This window comes from Desulfoluna butyratoxydans, from assembly GCF_900699765.1.
Lineage (GTDB): Bacteria > Desulfobacterota > Desulfobacteria > Desulfobacterales > Desulfolunaceae > Desulfoluna > Desulfoluna butyratoxydans.
Genome location: NZ_CAADHO010000001.1, coordinates 312,931 through 329,030 on the forward strand (window position 1 = coordinate 312,931; position 16,100 = coordinate 329,030).

Genomic DNA, 16,100 nt, shown 5'->3' on the forward strand with positions numbered 1-16,100 from the left:
ACTCCTTCCGTATTACCCGCAATGGAAAACATAAAAAGGCCCCTTCGGAAGGCACATCGTGCCACACAGGTCACCTGTGAGGCCGGGATGTGTTACAGATTTTTTACCATGATTTCTGTAAGGTGAGTGTCTGTTCTGCAGGTCCTATAAGGATCATGACGTTGGTAATAACAAAAAGAGCGGTTTTATTGGTTAGATACAATCCCGCGCGCGGCATGTCAAGGACTTATAAATGGGCACCTCATTTTTTTACAATTTTTTCAAACACCTTATAAAATGCCCCTTTCAATTCAGAAAGCCCCCGCATATTTTCAATCACCAGATCAGCCCGATCCCGCTTGTCGCCATCCGGCAACTGGAGATCCAGAAGCCGCATGGCCTCCGCTTCGGCAACGCCATCCCGCTCCATCAACCGGGCGCACTGGGTGGCACGATCCACCCCCACATGGAGGGTCACATCAAACATGGCCTCAAGGTTCAACTCAAACAGCAGGGGCACCTCGCACACAGCCATCACCGCCCCCGACGCCTCTTCCCTTTCAAGAAACACCTTCATCAGACGAATGACCTCGGGCTGCACAATGGACTCCAGAACCCGACGCGACTCAGGGTCGGAAATCAGCTTTCGCCTCAGAACAGGACGATCCAGGCCGCCGTCGACCCCGACCACACCGTCACCAAACCAGGCCACCACCGCATCAAACCCCGGACTTCCCGGGCTCACAGCTTCCCGCGCCAGCTCATCGGCAATGGACACCGCCACACCCTTTTCCATGAACAGGCGACATACCGTCGTTTTTCCGGAGGCAGCCCCCCCGGTCAACCCAACCTTGACCATCCCCGCATCATCCTTCCACCCGGCGCCAGCGCGTCGGACCATCAATCAGCACCCGAAAGGCGCCCCAATACGTCAAGAAATCGTACAATACCCCACACCACAGGGAACGTTCTGTGCAATGCCACAGCCAGGACGTCATTGAAAATTCGCCCTGAATCAGCCCCCATCCTCCCATACAATGTATCCCTCCCCTTGACAAGCCACCTACATTCTATTACTTAAACTTTTTTGATGATTATGTAAAAAATAATCGAAGAGTGGATTCCTCAACCAGGCTCGCCCACCGAAAGGCGTTGCCGTTTTTCGATCCATTGGCTAATAATTCGTACCGGCCAGGCGAGGAACCCCTTCTTTGCACCCCGCACGGACCAAAGGAGACAGGGCCGCGAAGCAACGACTCTGTCCACCCAAAATTGTATATGGTTATCGTTTACCCCTTTAACTGAAAGGATTTTCGCATGAACATCTTATTTTTCGGCCCCAACGGAAGCGGAAAAGGCACCCAGGGATCCATCCTCAAGGACAAGTACAATGCTGCCCACATCGAGTCCGGCGCCATCTTCCGCGAGAACATCAAGGGCGGTACCGAACTCGGCAAGAAAGCAAAAAGCTACATCGACGCCGGTGACCTCGTACCCGACGACATCACCATCCCCATGATCCTTGATCGCCTCAAGCAGGACGACTGCGCCAACGGCTGGCTCCTGGACGGGTTCCCCAGAAACAAGGTGCAGGCCGAAAAACTCGATGAATCCCTCAAGGCCGCCGGCATGGAACTCAACTACGTTGTTGAAATTGTCCTGGACCGAGAGATTGCCAAGCTCCGCATCACCGGCCGACGCCTCTGCGAAAACGACCCCAACCACCCCAACAACATCGGCATCGAAGCCATCAAGCCCAACGGCGACAAATGCCGCGTCTGCGGCGGGGCCCTGACTTCCCGTGCCGACGACCAGGATGACGCAGCCATCGACAAGCGCCACTCCATCTACTACAACGAAGTAGACGGCACCCTGGCTGCGGCCTACTACTTCAAAGATGTTGCCGCCAAGAGCGATGCCACCAAGTACATCACCCTGGCCGGTGAAAAAGACATGAAGTCCGTCACCGACGAACTCATCTCCAAGCTGTAGGCCCCGCAAACGGCCCAGGGCCGAGGCTTTCAGACAGCAAGACACCGAAAAGGTGATGGCAGGATTTTTTTCTTGCCATCACCTTTTTTTTGTTTTATCCTTACAGGAGTTTACTTTTTAATAGTATACAGACTAACCATCACGCCGAACGCAAGAGATCACCGGCCTCTGATGTTGAGAAAGGGGCGATATATTTGAAGGAAATCGAAGTTAAAGTACTCGATAACGATCTCGAAAAAGCCATGCGTATTCTGAAGAAAAAAATTCAGAACGACGGCCTTTTCAAGCGGCTGAAGCTCAAGAAGAGCTACGAAAAGCCGAGCGAATTCCGACGCCGCAAGCAGCGCGAAGCGCAGCGTCGACAGAGGATTGCCAGTGCCCGCAACCGCTAAGGCCTGACACGTTTTCTGTATCGCTATCGATTCTTTTCAAAAAGCCCGGCTTAGGCATTTTCTGCATTTAGCCGGGTTTTTTGTATTGGCAGACCACCCACATCTTCAGAGTAACATCCACCATGACAATGCAATCCGACTACGAGCGCTGTCTCGACACCATGTACAAACTCGGCCGCTTCGGCATCATCCTGGGCCTGGACACCATGAAAGGGATCCTTGAACGCCTGGACAACCCGGAGAAAAAATTCACCGTCATCCATGTGGCGGGCACCAACGGCAAGGGTTCCGTGGCGTCTTATCTATCTCGGATCCTGACCCTTTCCGGCTACCGTACCGGCCTGTATACATCTCCCCACCTCGTCCGGTTCAACGAACGCATCGTGGTGGACGGCGAGATGGTCACCGATGCAGACGTTGTGGCCAGCTACAACCGGGTGGAAGCCGCCAATGTCGGAGAACGCTCCGGTACCTTCTTCGAGCTGACCACGGCCATGGCCTTTGATCTCTTCGCCGAAAAAGGGGTGGAGGTGGCCATCATCGAAACGGGCATGGGCGGCCGCCTGGACGCCACCAACATCGTCACCCCGGCCCTGTCGGTCATCACCAACGTCTCTCTGGAGCACAAGGACCACCTGGGCGACACCATCGCCAAAATTGCCTACGAAAAAGCAGGGATCATCAAGCAGGGCATTCCCGCCATCGTGGGCGTACGCCAGGCCAGCGCCATCGGCGTGGTGGAAGAGACCGCCCGGGAGCTCGACGCCCCCGTGATCCGCCTGGGCCGGGACATCCACACCCGACGCTCCGACAAGGGCTTCAGCTGCCGTTGCAGCGGCATCTCCATCAGCGACCTCACCACCTCCCTGCTCGGCAGACACCAGGTGGATAACGCGGCCCTTGCCGTGGCAGCCTGTGCCACCTTGAGAAAAGGGGACAGATTCCGCATCGCCGACGAGACCATCCGCCAGGGCCTGGCCACCACCCCCTGGCCCGGACGCCTCGAGCGGGTCGCCGGCAACCCGGAGACCATCATCGACGGGGCGCACAACCCTGCAGCCATAAAAGTCCTCGTCCAGTACCTTGAAGACGAGCAGCGGGGCCGGGACATCACCCTGGTCACAGGCATCCTCGACGACAAAGCCTATCCCAAGATGTTTGCCAACCTGCTGCCCTTCTGCAGGCGCGTCATCCTCGTCAAGGCCAAGACCGACCGAAGCATCGACCCGGAAGCCATGCGGGCCGCTGCGTCCAAATACGTCCGCGACGTCTCGGTGATCCCCGACATCGCGCAGGCCATCCAGTCTGCCCGCGCCACAGCCCGGCAGGACGAACTGGTCCTCGTGGCAGGTTCCCTTTACGTGGCCGGAGAAGCCCGGGCCGCCCTCACGAGCCGGTAAGCCTTATCAAGGCCGAGCCTGAACGCCTGCTTCTCGCACCAAACAATAAAAGGACACCCCGCTGAGGGTGTCCTTTTTTTTATGGCTGCCCGATGCGCCATCTACGGGCACAGAAAATCGCGGTCGGTGAACCCTTGTCCCCGCTCAAGCACCCGAGGCCGCATCGTAGGCTGCCCGGACCAGGGAGTCGGGGACCTCAAGGAGAGAGGCGATGCGCTGCAACAGGGCCGCCTGACCGGACACATACCCCATTGCCTGGGCCACACGATGGGCCGACTCAAGGAGCATCCGTTTCTCGGCGTTGGCAAGGTACGGAGCGATACGCTTCAGGCGTTCTCCCAGGGCATCTGGATAGGCTTTATAGCGACGCGTTTCCAGAGCCATGGCATCGGCATCCATAACAACCCCTGTCACGTCCTCAATGAACTGGGAGACTCCGGCTCCCTTCGGGCAATTCTCGCCCTCGCCCTCCTCCCCGTGGGGATCCATCATCGCCAGCACCACAGCCAAAAGCGCGGGTTTCAACCCGTCACGGGTCACCGTGGGGCTATGGGCTGTCACATCCCGATCAAACACCCCGCCGCACCGAAGGCAGCGCACCAGGCCGGCATCTTCGGAACGTGTGCGCACAGGCACCCCCAGCAGCCGGATCACCGTAAGGGTCTCCATGGACTGACACTCTGAGGTCTGGCGGCATCCCGGGCAGTAAAACTCCCCCAGGGGCGTATACCTGTATCCTGTGCTGCGCCCAAAAAAGCCCATCACCTGCGTCGCCTCCCTTTCTCGGCCTCTACCCCGGTTCGCTTCAAGAGCTCGGCCACCTCCCCTTCCGAGAGATGGCGCCACTGGCCGGGCTTCAACTGCCCCAGCCGGATATTGGCCATGCGCACCCGCTTCAGGGTCACCACCTCATGGCCCACGCTTTGCGCCATGCGCCGGATCTGGCGATTTTTGCCCTCTTTGAGCACAATGGTGTAACGGTCCTTCTCCTCCCGGCGGATCCTGCAGGGCCGGGTCATGCCTTCCTTCAGGCGTATCCCCTTTTCCATGCGGGACAGCTCCGAGGACGAAATCTCGGCTGACACCCGTACCCGGTACTCTTTCTCATGGTCAAAGGAAGGGTGGGAGAGCCGGTGATGAATTCTGCCGTCGTTGGTGAGGATAAGGAGCCCCGACGAATCCCGGTCCAGGCGCCCCACGGGAAACACCCGCTCCGGCACGTCCACCAGGTCCGTCACCACCCTGGCATCCCCATGATTGCAGGAGGTGATCACCCCCACGGGCTTGTGCAGGGCAAGGTAGACCCGTTTTTCTTCGGTGCGAACCGCCTGGCCCTTCACGCAGACCCGGTCCTTTGCAGGATCCACCCGGGACCCCAGCTCTGTGACCACCCGGTCGTTCACGGTCACTGCCCCCTCCTTGATCAGGGTTTCGGCAGCCCGCCTGGAACAGACCCCTGCATGGGCCAGGTATTTCTGGAGGCGCACCCCCTCAATCTCAGTCACAACCCCTTCTCCTTCCAAAGAGCGGTTGAATCCGCTCCGTTTCTTCTATATACCTATGGCGATCACCGGGCCGCTTTCCGGCCCAAAAAATCGGGGCCGTGCCTTCACTGCGGCGCGCCCCTTACCCTATGTACAGGAAACCTCTGAAATGTTCAATCAAACCGACACCCACGGGGAGTGCCCCGAATGCGGAAGCCCCCTTGAGGTGCAGCGGTCATGAACCCGCGTCACCTTTCGTTGCAGGTCCTGCAACACAAGCTATCGCCCCGAACGGCTCAAGGAACTCATCGACGAAGCCTTTGAACGGAAAATGGCCTGCGTGCCCATCAACCGCATCTGATATGGAAACCACCTTCAAACTGACCATCGGATACCACGGAACGTCCTACGCCGGCTGGCAGATCCAACCCGACCAGCCCACGGTGCAGGAGGCGATCCAAAAGGCCCTGACACGCATGGTCACCCGACCCGTCACCGTCATCGCCTCAGGCCGCACGGACGCCGGCGTCCATGCCGTGGCCCAGGTGGCCCACTTCAAGGCAGACACCGCCATATCCGCTGAAAAGTTTCAGGATGCCCTGAACAGCATGCTCCCGGAGACCATCACCATCCACGCATGCGAAAAGGTAGACGATTCCTTCCACGCCCGGTTCAACGCCCGGCGCAAGCGCTACACCTACCGCATCATCAACCGCCCGGTGGCCCCGGCCATAAGCGCCGACACCTTCTGGCACATCCAGAATCCGCTGGATATTCCGGCCATGCAGCAGGCAACAGCATGCCTTGCGGGCACCCATGATTTCAAAGCCTTCGAAGGCACAGGCAGCCCCCGGGCCACCACCGTGCGCACCCTCTTTGAGGCCTGCGTCCACGACCACGGCCAGGGTCTTATCACCCTCACCTTCTGCGGCAGCGGCTTTTTAAAATTCATGGTGCGGAACCTGGTGGGCACCCTGGTGGATGTGGGGCTCTCCCGCACCACCCCGGACGGATTCAGGAAAATCCTTGCATCCTGCAACAGACAACACGCCGGTGCCACCGCCCCTTCCCGGGGCCTGTTCCTCGTATCCGTGGCGTATGAAGACACGCCCCACACACCGAGAGAGTTCACCGACTCCCCCCTCTACCCCGCCGGCCTCTGGCTCGGCCCCTGTTAGGAGAACCATTCATGACAACACATATCAAAGGGGTCGTCTTCGACCTGGACGGCACCCTCATCGACTCCCTGGAAGAGATCGCCACCGCCACCAACCGCACCCTGGAGGCCTTCGGCTACCCCACCCACCCCGAAGACGCCTTCAAATACTTTGCAGGCCACGGGGCCCGGGTCCTGGTGGAGCGGGCCGCCCCCAAAGAGGTCACAGCCGACCCCGACAAATTCGAGCCCCTGCTGGAGCGATTCCTCTCCGTCTACCACAAGCTCACCGGCACCATCGCCCATCCCTACGAAGGGATCCCCGAGCTCCTCACCGCCCTTGCGGATAAAGGCATCAAACTCTTTGTCCTCACCAACAAGCCCCACGAATCCGCCGGGGAGTGCGTCGCCGACATCATGCCCCACTGGACCTTTGATCAGGTCCTGGGCGCCCGGGAAAGCGTCCCCAGAAAGCCCGACCCCGCAGGGGCCCTGGAGATCCTTGAGACCACCGGCATCAAAGGCGAGGAGATGCTCTACCTGGGCGACACCGCCGTGGACATGAAAACCGCCGTGGGCGCCGGCATGGTCCCCGTGGGCGTCCTCTGGGGCTTCCGCGAGCAAAAAGAGCTCGAAGAAAGCGGCGCCAAGCACCTCATCAACCACCCCCTGGAGCTGCTCGACCTGCTGTAAAAAAGCAAAGCAGACAAAAGCGATGCCTCCGGCGGCCAGGGGCTAAGCCCCTGGACCCCAGGTTCGCGAATGCTCTTTCACCTTCGTGCCTCAGGCTCATCGCATTCGCTGACGGGCTGACGCCCGGGGCTTACGAACAAAGAAGGGAGATCACGTCACAGCGACGTGGTCTCCCTTTTTTTTATCCATCACCCCACGTTTTCCCACGGGCGCAGCCCGTACGCGAATGCGACTCGGGCGAGGAACGAGCCCAAGGAGCATTCGCAATCCCCAGGGGCTTTAACCCCTGGTGGTTTTCATGCGTTCTACCTGGCGGTTGTAGGTGGCGATGACGTCGCGACGATCCAGCATGCCGATGAGGATGCCCGCGTCATGCTCCTGCACCACGGGCAGGCTGTCGATGTTCTTCTGGGTGAACTTCTGGAGCACCGCGTTTAAATCTTCGGACGGGGTGGTGGTGATAATCTCAGTGGTGGCGATGTCCCGCATCACAATGAGGTGCTCCACCTCTTGAAGAAAAATCACACTCCGGATGTCTGTGGACGAAAAGATGCCCACCAGGCGCTCCTCTTTGTTCATCACGGGAAAGTAGTGCTGCTTGGTCTCCGAAAAGAACCGTTTGAAAGCAAGAAAACCCATCTCTTCATGGACGTGGGGCACCTGCTTTACCGCAGGCATGAGGTCCTTCACCCGGAGCTTCTGGAGAATGTCCACCATGAACTCACCGGCATGGGCCGGGGAATCCACCTTGGTCTTCACCTGGTTTTCAAAGATGGTGAACTTCTGGCCCATGAGAAAGCAGATGGAGCAGACCATGAGACTCGGCAGCAGGAGATGGTACGAGTTGGTCATCTCGCTGACGAAGATAATGGTGGAGATGGGGGTGTTGGAGACAGCCGTAAAAAAACCGGCCATGCCCACGATGATAAAGGCCCCGGGGGCCGTTACCACGCCCGGCATGATCTGGTGAAAAATCTGGCCCACCACGCCGCCCATGGCGCCGCCGATGACCACCGACGGACCGAAGACCCCGCCACTGCCCCCGGATCCGATGGAAAAGGAGGTGGTGAAGATCTTGCCGATGGCAAGGGTGAGCAGCATGGTGATGGGCAGCCCCGTGGTGAGGGCCGTCTGGATAAACCCGTAGCCGAAGGCCAGGGTATGGGAAAAGAAAAACCCGATGATGCCCGTGCAGAGCCCTCCCATGGCAGGCTTCAGGTGATTGGGCACCCCGGTGAGGTTTTTGAACACCTTTTCCGTGCCGTAGAACACCTTCACGTAGAACCAGCCCGTGGCCACCAGCACCCCGGCCAGCACCAGGTAAGGCCCGAGTTCCAGGGGGTTTCGGAAGAGAAAATCCGGGGACTCGAAAAGGGACCCCCAGCCATAAACCAGGCAGTAGACGCAGTAGGCCACCACCGAGGAGATCCCCGCAGGAATAATCACATCGGACTCAAACTCGGGGTCCCGGTAAAGCACCTCCGAAGCAAACAGAGCCCCTGCCAGGGGCGCACGGAAGATACTGCCCACCCCTGCGCCGATGCCCGCGGCCATCATGATGCGGCGCTCCCGGTCCGACAGGTTGAAACGCGTTGCCAGAAACGAGGCAAACCCCGCCCCGATCTGGGCGATGGGACCCTCCCGGCCGCCTGAGCCGCCCGTGGTCAGGGTGATGGTGGAGGCAATGGTTTTGATGATGGGCACCCGGCTCCGGATGAAGCCGCCCTTGTTGTGGTAGGCGTCGATGGCTGCATCGGTGCCGTGGCCTTCGGCCTCCGGGGCAAAGGTGTAGACCAGCCAGCCGCTGACGAGACCGCCCAGGGCGGGAAGAAACAGGAGGATCCACCGATTGAAAGGACGGGTGGTGGGTTCGAGGAGATGGTGCTCTCCGGCGGGAGGCGTGGGACGGTACCCTGCCATGAAATCCATGAAATAGTGGATTCCCAGCTGGCACAGGTAGTGAAAAAGGACAGATCCGCATCCGGCAATGAGGCCAATGATCAAAAAGTAGGAAAACCACTTGCCGGCGTTGTAGATCCCTTTCCGACCCCGTGCGCCTTTGGTCAACAAGACCATATAAACTCCAATGGGCAATCACATGTGCCGCCCCGCACAGCAGAGAGTCTGCAGGGCACTTAAAAGCCCGGGCCAGACGCGAGGTCAGGCCCGGGTGCAACAAACGAACCGGTTAGCCCGCCAGGTCCTGGACACCTTTGTAAATGGTGTCGAAGAGCTCGCGAACGTCCTCGATCTCAATGCAGGAGAACGCCACGCGAAGGTCGGTGGCTCCCAGGGAGATGAGGCCCACCCCGTAGGTATCCAGGAGGTGGAGTCTCAGGGTTTCGGCATCGGTATTTTTAAGACGGATGCACATGAAGTAGCCCGAGTTAAAGGGGTAGACGCTCCAGGCGTCGGCGTACTTGGCATCGCGGGACACCTCGGCCACCTTGTTGGCGCGGGCCTTGAGGATCTCGCCCTTGGCGTCCTTGGACTCGGCGTAGCCTTCGGTCTGCATGGCCTTCAGGACAATGGACTGGCTCAGGTGCGAGGCGTTGGAGACGCTGCCGCGAACCGCACCGGCGGTTTTCCTCTCCAGGGCGTCGTAGACACCGGCCTGGTTGTCGCAGGCGGGAATGCCGTAGGTGAGAAAGCCCACGCGAAGCCCCCAGACATAATCCTCTTTGGTGGCCCCGTCCATCTTGATGGCCATGAGGCGCTCGTGGCGGCCGCTGATCAGGGAGAAGATGGACTCCTTGAGGACGTCTTCTTCGTAGAACAGGCCGAAGTAAGCGTCGTCGGTGACGGCGATGACGTTGGTCCCGCCCTTGGCCACCTCTTCGAGGATGTCGGCGATCCTTGCTGCCTCGGCATTGGTCACCGTATACCCGGTGGGGTTCTGGGGAAAGTTGAGGAGCACGATGATCTTGTCCCGGGCCGCCGCCTCTTCCTTCACCTTGGCCTCAAAGGCGGCAAGGTCAAAGCCGCCGGCTTCGGTAAAGAGGTTGTACTTGGACAAGGTGGCGCCTTTGCGAACCGAAAGGATCAGGTTGTAGTTGCCCCACATCATGTCCGGCAGGATCACCGCGTCGCCGGGATCGACCCAGACATCGGCCATGACGCTGATGGCCTGGGTGATGCCGCAGGTCACAACAGGCAGGCTCACCTCTGCCCCTTCAAGGGAGGGATTCTTCTCGTACATCGCCTCTTTCCAGGCGGCACGGAGTCCGGGGATGCCGAATGAGGGGGCGTAGGTCAGGCTGTTTTCCGGTGCCAGCCCCTCGATGCTGTCCATGACGGACGGAAGACGCATGATACCGCCCTCTTCCTTGGCAATGCCGATGGTGGCGTTGATCCGGTGCGCTTTTTGTTTTGCTTCAGCGGACTGGCTCAGGATCCCTTTGGGAAAAAAGAGATTTTTACCAACCTCTGACAACATTTCCATCAGATAACCATTACCCTGGGCGATTTCCTCATTCAGCTGTCTGGCGATTTCGTTCATGGATCAGGCTCCTTCAAATCTGTGTCGGTTCGACACTTCCGATGTGGGCCGGCCACATCGTCATCATATACGTGTCATGCGGCAAGGTGCCGCCCCTATTCTCCAGGCAATAACCAAAAGATAAAAAAACCCCCGTCGTTGTACCACAAAGGTGAAAAGGCGGGGGTTTTTGAATCGTCCGAAAAGGCGCATCTATGATCGGCTCTGCATCGACTCGATACGCTATCTTCCCCCACGCTTTGAAGCTTTGATGGGGTTGATCTTCTGCTTCTTCTCAACGATCACGTTCTTCACGTGGGTGGCAAGGTTGCAGTTGCCGTTTTTCCAGCGTGCATCGGGATCGGGTGCGGACGTGCAGTATTTTTCGGATGCGAACTCACCGATGCGGCCGCAGCCTTCGCACTTTTCGATGATGGGTTTGCAGACGCCGCCCTCGTAGGAGCAACCGCTTTTGGTCATGAAAGGGCAATCGCTGCCGTTTCGAACTGTTGTACAAATCATTGGATATACTCTCCATATCACAGATTTTGGCCCAGGGGCCGACTCATGGTATCTCAATAGATCAAAATTAAACCAAATATTTATAAAAGAACTCAGCCCCATTTGTCAAATTCAAATTCATGGGGGCTTTTAAAAAAAGGCCTCGGCCCTGCCCCTGCGCCGACAGCCGTTCCCCGGCACCATCCGGTGCCCCGGACGGCTGAGGCCGCCGGAAAAGGGGGACGCACACGGGCATCTCCCCATGGCCCCGCGCGGCTTTTTCCCTTGATCTTTGGCCCGTTTGATGCCACTTACGAAAGTAAGGTGATGAGCCGACCTTTCGCAAGGCCCACACAAAACCACAACATCATGGACACACGGTCCATATGTGTCCATGGTGCATTCCATACATACAGACCATCTTGAAGGACAACACCATGAATCGAATCCAACAGGCCGCCGAGGTTATCCGCACCGAAGCCGATGCCCTCCTCAACCTGACCCATAAACTCGACGACAATTTCGACAAAGCCGTAACCGCCATCCTGGAAAGCCAGGGACGCGTCATCATTACCGGCATCGGCAAATCCGGCCTCATCGGACGCAAGATCGCCGCCACCTTGAGCAGCACCGGAACCCGTGCCGTCTTCATGCACCCGGTGGAAGCCATGCACGGCGACCTCGGCATGGTCTCCCCCAAGGATGTGGTGCTGGCCATCTCCAACAGCGGTGAAACCATCGAGCTCAACCACCTGCTGCCCAGCATAAAGGCCCTTGGGTGTCCGGTGGTGGCTTTCACGGGCAACCCCAAGTCTACCCTGGGGCAGCACGCGGACCTGGTCATCGACACGGGCGTGGAAAAAGAGGCATGCCCCCTGGGCCTGGCCCCCACCTCCAGCACCACGGCCCAGCTTGCCATGGGCGACGCCCTCTCCGTGGTGCTCATCGACGCCAAAGGCTTTAAGCCCGACGACTTCAAAAAGTTCCACCCCGGGGGCGCCCTGGGCCAGCGTCTCTCCCTGCAGGTCTCCGAGATGATGGTCACCGGCGAGATGGTGCCCCTGGTGGCGGCTTCGGCCTCCATTGGCGACGCCCTGGCCGCCCTGGATGCCCGTCGCCTGGGTGCCGTGTTTATCACCGACGACAAGGGCCTGCTCCTGGGGCTCCTCTCCGACGGGGATGTCCGCCACCTCATGGCAGCCGAGGGCTTCGACCCCGCCCGCCCCGTCTCCGAGGTGATGACCCGGTCCCCCCGCTCCGTGGCCATCAACGCCCCGGCCTACGACGCCCTCAACATGATGGAAGCGCACCAGATCACGGTCCTGCCCGCCACCGACGACCAGGGCAGGGTCAAGGGCCTGCTCCACCTCCACGACATCCTCGGAAAAGGAGCGTTTCAGTTCAACGGCAACTGACCCCCGCTCCTTTTTGACCGGGCGCAAAAAAGGGACGCCTGCGGTTCATCCGAAAAATCCGTTGATCCGGCACCGGATCATGACAGATACCCGACGCCCCCGCATCCCCACACGGATGCGGAGGCACATCGCAACACCATGATGGGAGTGATTATGAGATTCGAACACATCGACACCACCATCCAGACCCTTGGTGAAGCCAAGATCCCCTCCCCCCTCCTGCAACCGAATAACGGTGAGTGCGGGGCCTATTTCGTGGACGACGACGAGCGGATCCTTTTGCACGTCAACGAAAAGCATGTGGCCCAACTCAAAGCCGACGGCATCCCCGCCCCCGCCTTTGAATCTGCCGGGCCCCGTCGCAAGATCTACTTTGACCCCAGCAAGCTCCGATGCGCCCTGGTGACCTGCGGCGGCCTCTGCCCCGGCCTCAACGACATCATCCGGTCCGTGGTTCTGGAACTCTACCACCGCTACGGCGTGAAGCACATCTGCGGGATCCGGCACGGCCTCCAGGGGTTCATCCCCAAATACGGGCACAGCACCGTGGACCTCTCCCCGGAGACTGTCACCAACATTCTGGACAGCGGCGGGTCTATTTTGGGGTCCTCACGGGGAGACCAGGACATTGAAGAGGTGGTGGACAGCCTGGAACGCATGCACATCGGCATCCTCTTCATGATCGGCGGTGACGGCACCCTGGCCGCTGCGTCCAAGATCGCCGACGCCATCACCCGGCGGGGGCTGAAAATCAGCGTCATCGGCATCCCCAAGACCATCGACAACGACGTCTTCCTGGTGGCCCGCTCCTTCGGCTTTGACACGGCCGTGGACATCGCCACCCAGGCCATCAGCGGGGCCCACAACGAAGCCGAGGCTTACCCCAACGGCATCGGCCTCATCAAGCTCATGGGCAGGGAGTCCGGCTTCCTGGCCGCCACGGCCGCCCTGGCCCGCCAGGACGTCAACTTTGTCCTCATCCCCGAGGTCCCCTTTGACCTGGACGGCCCCAACGGATTTCTGGAAAACCTGGAAAAACGGCTCACCCTTCGCGGGCACGCCGTGGTAGTGGTGGCCGAAGGCGCGGGCCAGGAGTTCTTTGAAGGGCGGAAAAAAATGCACGACGCCTCGGGCAACGTCAAGCTTTACGACATCGGCCTTCTCATCAAGAGCAAGATCATGGCCCACTTCAAGAGCAAGGACATCCCCGTGAGCCTGAAGTACATCGACCCCAGCTACATCATCCGGAGCCTTCCGGCCAATGCCAACGACCACGTGTTCTGCAGCTTCCTGGGACGCGACGCGGTCCACGCCGGCATGACGGGCAAGACCAAGCTGGTGGTGAGCCACTGGAACAACCACTTTGTCCATGTCCCCATGGATCAGGTGATCACCCAGCGCAAAAAAGTGGACCCCGACGGCAAACTCTGGGCCACGGTGCTGGAGGCCACGGGCCAAAGCTCCCTTAAGAACCCCGCCCCGGAAAAGGCATAAAAAAAACGCTTCCGCGGGTCGTCTTGTTTAAACAAGCCCCGCAAAAACGTTTCGGTTGCCGCCACGCGTTCCATCATGTTTCCCGGAAACAGCGTGGCGGCACTGCCATTTTATAAGGTGGTGAAACGCCGACGCACCCCGCCCCCTAAAGCTTATAGCCTATGACCTTTTTCCTATGGCCTGCCTCTTACCTCCCCACTTCCACAAACCGCCGCCTCGACCCCTTCAGAAGGGTCAGGGCCTTGTCTGCATCACCACTCCCGTCAAAGGAGGTGGTTCCGGTAACACCGGGGTAGGCGTTCACCCCCAAAAGGGCGTCACGGACCGCACCACGGGATATGGGCGCCTCATCCAGAAGGGTTTCCAGCACCAGGGAAGCCGAGTCAAAGGCCACGGCCTCAATGTAATCAGGGGTACGTCCGTAGGCGCCCTTGAAGGCCCTCACAAACCCTTTGACCTTGGGGTCACGGCTCCGCGCGTAAAAGCCGTCGGGAATGATGCTGTTCCCGAGGTGGCCGGACACCCCCTTTCTCAGGTCGGTATTGTGCCAGAGGTTCGTGCCCAGGGTATACACACCCCCCAAGTCATGGAAAGCAAGCTGGGGAAGGATCATCTCAAGGTTCTTGCGCCCGTCCGGGATAAAGATCGCCTCAAAATCCACCACCTGGCCCGAACCTTTGGCATCCTCGGGCAACACACGCCCCCAGGCCTGCATGCCGGTGGGCACCTCGGGCTTGGCGTACCAGAGCCCGGTCAGCTTCTTGATGGCCCGTGAAAAATCAACGGTGCCGGCCGCGTAGGCCTCCACCCCGCGAATCTCTCCTCCGTAGCGCTCCACTTCATCCCAGAACAGGTTCATGAAATCCCGGCCATAGGGTTCATCGGGGTAGAGGATCACAAAATCGTTTAAGCCCAGCACCTCAAAGGCATAGGAGACCACGGAGCGAACCTGCATCCTGGGGGTCATGAAATTCCTGAAAATAAAGTCGCCGGAGGCCGTGATCCCGTCCTTGCCCGTCATGGTCATGAGGGGAATCCCCCTGAGCTGGGCTTCGGCCGCGGCGCTCTCCACGTTGCCCACCGGCCCGATGATGGCGGCAGCCCCTGCCTCCACCAACTCGCGAACGGCCTGGCGCGTCGTCTCGTCATCGGAGCCCGTATCCCGGAAAATCAACTGAGCATCCCGATACCGTTCGTCGGCGGCCAGGACTTGAAAGGCAAGCTCGATCCCTTCCCTTGCCTGGCGCCCGTACTCTGCATACCGGCCCGTAAAGGGCAACAGGCACCCCAGTGTCCTGGAATTAAAATGGGTCTGGCTGAGGGCCTCCCGAAAGGCCACCACCTCATCGCGAACCGGGTGCTCTGTGTAAAGGCTCAAAAACTCCACCGCACCCCGGAGGGCCTCGTCCCCCTGACCTTCATCGGCAAGGGCCCGCATGCGCCTCAGAAGCAGGTACCCCCGCTTCTCCTTGTCGTGAACCCGAGAAAGCATCTCCAGGGTTTCCGAAAGGGTCAGGTTCACCACGGTCTGCCGGAGACGGACCGTCACCCCCCTGCGCTCGGCGGGGTGGGCCAGCTCACACGCCTTAAAATAGGCGCCCACGGCGTCCACGGTGTCCCCCAAAGCCAGATAGGCATCCCCCATGACAGCGTATTTTCGCATCAGGTAATCCGACGGGGAGAGGGTATCGGGAATGGCCGCACCCTTTCGAATCGTGCCGGGAAAATCCCCCCGGCGATAGGACAGAATCATGGACTCCACCAGGGCCACGGGCACAAGGGGGCTATCCGGATAGACCTCGGCCACCCGGGCCAGGGCGGCATCGGCCTTGCCGTAGGCACCGGTAAGGCCGTAGATCATCCCCTGTTTCAGCAGGGCCGCCGCGGCCACGTGGCTGTCGGGATATCGTCCCACCACGTCGGCGTACATCTCCAGCGCCCGGTCGTATCTCCGCGCGCCAAAAGCCTCTTCCGCACGGACAAAGAGCTGCTCATCTTCCGGCAGGACCCGCTCCGGGCCATACCCTTTTTGCCCGCAACCGACCAAACACAGAAAAAGCACCAGAAAAAACAGTGCCCGGGCCCCTTTTTTTATCATCGGGTTCTTTATCGCCAT

The 16,100-nt window shown here is 59.6% G+C and carries 14 protein-coding genes and 1 pseudogene; 8 read left to right on the plus strand and 7 right to left on the minus strand.

All coding sequences use genetic code 11. From position 1 onward, the window contains the following. Window positions 1-241: 241 nt before the first annotated feature. On the minus strand, window positions 242-880 hold the full coding sequence (gene coaE / locus MSL71_RS01450) for a dephospho-CoA kinase (protein WP_180136897.1): 639 nt from the start codon (window positions 878-880) through the stop codon (window positions 242-244). Window positions 881-1,296: 416 nt separating this feature from the next. Here coaE and MSL71_RS01455 point away from each other — a divergent pair, with 416 nt between their 5' ends. The 3 genes from MSL71_RS01455 (at window position 1,297) to MSL71_RS01465 (ending at window position 3,763) form a co-directional block, all read left to right on the plus strand. Next, a complete protein-coding gene (locus tag MSL71_RS01455; RefSeq protein WP_180136898.1) occupies window positions 1,297-1,971 on the plus strand; it encodes an adenylate kinase in 675 nt (224 codons plus the stop codon). 194 nt (window positions 1,972-2,165) lie between these two features. Next, window positions 2,166-2,363, plus strand: a complete 198-nt coding sequence (rpsU, locus tag MSL71_RS01460; RefSeq protein WP_092207517.1) for a 30S ribosomal protein S21 — start codon at window positions 2,166-2,168, stop codon at window positions 2,361-2,363. Window positions 2,364-2,485: 122 nt separating this feature from the next. Beyond that, on the plus strand, window positions 2,486-3,763 hold the full coding sequence (locus tag MSL71_RS01465) for a bifunctional folylpolyglutamate synthase/dihydrofolate synthase (RefSeq protein WP_246317685.1): 1,278 nt from the start codon (window positions 2,486-2,488) through the stop codon (window positions 3,761-3,763). A gap of 144 nt (window positions 3,764-3,907) precedes the next feature. Here the strand turns inward: MSL71_RS01465 and MSL71_RS01470 are convergent, their stop codons facing one another. Both MSL71_RS01470 and MSL71_RS01475 read right to left on the minus strand, forming a co-directional pair. After that, window positions 3,908-4,528: a hypothetical protein gene (locus MSL71_RS01470; protein WP_180136899.1), complete on the minus strand. Its 621-nt coding sequence runs from the start codon at window positions 4,526-4,528 to the stop codon at window positions 3,908-3,910. Beyond that, the gene (locus MSL71_RS01475; RefSeq protein ID WP_343052477.1) at window positions 4,525-5,268 is read right to left on the minus strand and encodes a pseudouridine synthase; all 744 of its coding nucleotides are present in this window, start codon (window positions 5,266-5,268) and stop codon (window positions 4,525-4,527) included. The genes MSL71_RS01470 and MSL71_RS01475 overlap by 4 nt, the downstream gene beginning before the upstream one ends. A 232-nt stretch (window positions 5,269-5,500) precedes the next feature. On the opposite strand from MSL71_RS01475, the pseudogene MSL71_RS26840 reads away from it, so the two are divergent. From MSL71_RS26840 to MSL71_RS01485, 3 genes and pseudogenes are all read left to right on the plus strand, one after another. After that, window positions 5,501-5,608: pseudogene (locus MSL71_RS26840) on the plus strand (dual CXXC motif small (seleno)protein); the annotation flags it as partial. Window position 5,609: 1 nt separating this feature from the next. Continuing rightward, window positions 5,610-6,425 carry a tRNA pseudouridine(38-40) synthase TruA gene (gene truA, locus MSL71_RS01480; protein ID WP_180136900.1) on the plus strand — a complete coding sequence of 272 codons (816 nt, stop codon included), beginning with the start codon at window positions 5,610-5,612 and terminating at the stop codon, window positions 6,423-6,425. Between the two features lie 11 nt (window positions 6,426-6,436). After that, window positions 6,437-7,096 carry an HAD family hydrolase gene (locus MSL71_RS01485; RefSeq protein ID WP_180136901.1) on the plus strand — a complete coding sequence of 220 codons (660 nt, stop codon included), beginning with the start codon at window positions 6,437-6,439 and terminating at the stop codon, window positions 7,094-7,096. A 279-nt stretch (window positions 7,097-7,375) separates the two neighbouring features. On the opposite strand, the gene MSL71_RS01490 is transcribed toward MSL71_RS01485, so the two are convergent. The 3 genes from MSL71_RS01490 to MSL71_RS01500 all read right to left on the minus strand — a co-directional run bounded on the left by MSL71_RS01490 (window position 7,376) and on the right by MSL71_RS01500 (window position 11,096). Beyond that, window positions 7,376-9,172 carry a chloride channel protein gene (locus MSL71_RS01490; protein ID WP_180136902.1) on the minus strand — a complete coding sequence of 599 codons (1,797 nt, stop codon included), beginning with the start codon at window positions 9,170-9,172 and terminating at the stop codon, window positions 7,376-7,378. Between the two features lie 112 nt (window positions 9,173-9,284). Continuing rightward, window positions 9,285-10,595 (minus strand): aminotransferase class I/II-fold pyridoxal phosphate-dependent enzyme, encoded by a 1,311-nt coding sequence (locus tag MSL71_RS01495; RefSeq protein WP_180136903.1) that lies wholly within the window; start codon window positions 10,593-10,595, stop codon window positions 9,285-9,287. A 222-nt stretch (window positions 10,596-10,817) separates the two neighbouring features. Next, window positions 10,818-11,096 carry a PxxKW family cysteine-rich protein gene (locus tag MSL71_RS01500; protein ID WP_180136904.1) on the minus strand — a complete coding sequence of 93 codons (279 nt, stop codon included), beginning with the start codon at window positions 11,094-11,096 and terminating at the stop codon, window positions 10,818-10,820. A gap of 416 nt (window positions 11,097-11,512) precedes the next feature. Between MSL71_RS01500 and MSL71_RS01505 the strand changes: the two genes are divergently transcribed. Both MSL71_RS01505 and MSL71_RS01510 read left to right on the plus strand, forming a co-directional pair. Then, window positions 11,513-12,490, plus strand: a complete 978-nt coding sequence (locus tag MSL71_RS01505; RefSeq protein ID WP_180136905.1) for a KpsF/GutQ family sugar-phosphate isomerase — start codon at window positions 11,513-11,515, stop codon at window positions 12,488-12,490. Window positions 12,491-12,643: 153 nt separating this feature from the next. Beyond that, window positions 12,644-13,984, plus strand: a complete 1,341-nt coding sequence (locus MSL71_RS01510; protein WP_180136906.1) for an ATP-dependent 6-phosphofructokinase — start codon at window positions 12,644-12,646, stop codon at window positions 13,982-13,984. A 187-nt stretch (window positions 13,985-14,171) separates the two neighbouring features. Here the strand turns inward: MSL71_RS01510 and MSL71_RS01515 are convergent, their stop codons facing one another. Next, window positions 14,172-16,100, minus strand: coding sequence for a penicillin-binding protein activator (locus MSL71_RS01515; RefSeq protein WP_180136907.1), 1,929 nt, complete (start codon window positions 16,098-16,100; stop codon window positions 14,172-14,174).

Bases quoted from the DNA above. Each gene is read 5' to 3' on its own strand.
- coaE (WP_180136897.1), bottom strand. From the start codon at position 880: ATGGTCCGACGCGCTGGCGCCGGGTGGAAGGATGATGCGGGGATGGTC.
- MSL71_RS01455 (WP_180136898.1), top strand. From the start codon at position 1,297: ATGAACATCTTATTTTTCGGCCCCAACGGAAGCGGAAAAGGCACCCAG.
- MSL71_RS01465 (WP_246317685.1), top strand. From the start codon at position 2,486: ATGACAATGCAATCCGACTACGAGCGCTGTCTCGACACCATGTACAAA.
- truA (WP_180136900.1), top strand. From the start codon at position 5,610: ATGGAAACCACCTTCAAACTGACCATCGGATACCACGGAACGTCCTAC.
- MSL71_RS01485 (WP_180136901.1), top strand. From the start codon at position 6,437: ATGACAACACATATCAAAGGGGTCGTCTTCGACCTGGACGGCACCCTC.
- MSL71_RS01490 (WP_180136902.1), bottom strand. From the start codon at position 9,172: ATGGTCTTGTTGACCAAAGGCGCACGGGGTCGGAAAGGGATCTACAAC.
- MSL71_RS01495 (WP_180136903.1), bottom strand. From the start codon at position 10,595: ATGAACGAAATCGCCAGACAGCTGAATGAGGAAATCGCCCAGGGTAAT.
- MSL71_RS01500 (WP_180136904.1), bottom strand. From the start codon at position 11,096: ATGATTTGTACAACAGTTCGAAACGGCAGCGATTGCCCTTTCATGACC.
- MSL71_RS01505 (WP_180136905.1), top strand. From the start codon at position 11,513: ATGAATCGAATCCAACAGGCCGCCGAGGTTATCCGCACCGAAGCCGAT.
- MSL71_RS01510 (WP_180136906.1), top strand. From the start codon at position 12,644: ATGAGATTCGAACACATCGACACCACCATCCAGACCCTTGGTGAAGCC.
- MSL71_RS01515 (WP_180136907.1), bottom strand. From the start codon at position 16,100: ATGGCGATAAAGAACCCGATGATAAAAAAAGGGGCCCGGGCACTGTTT.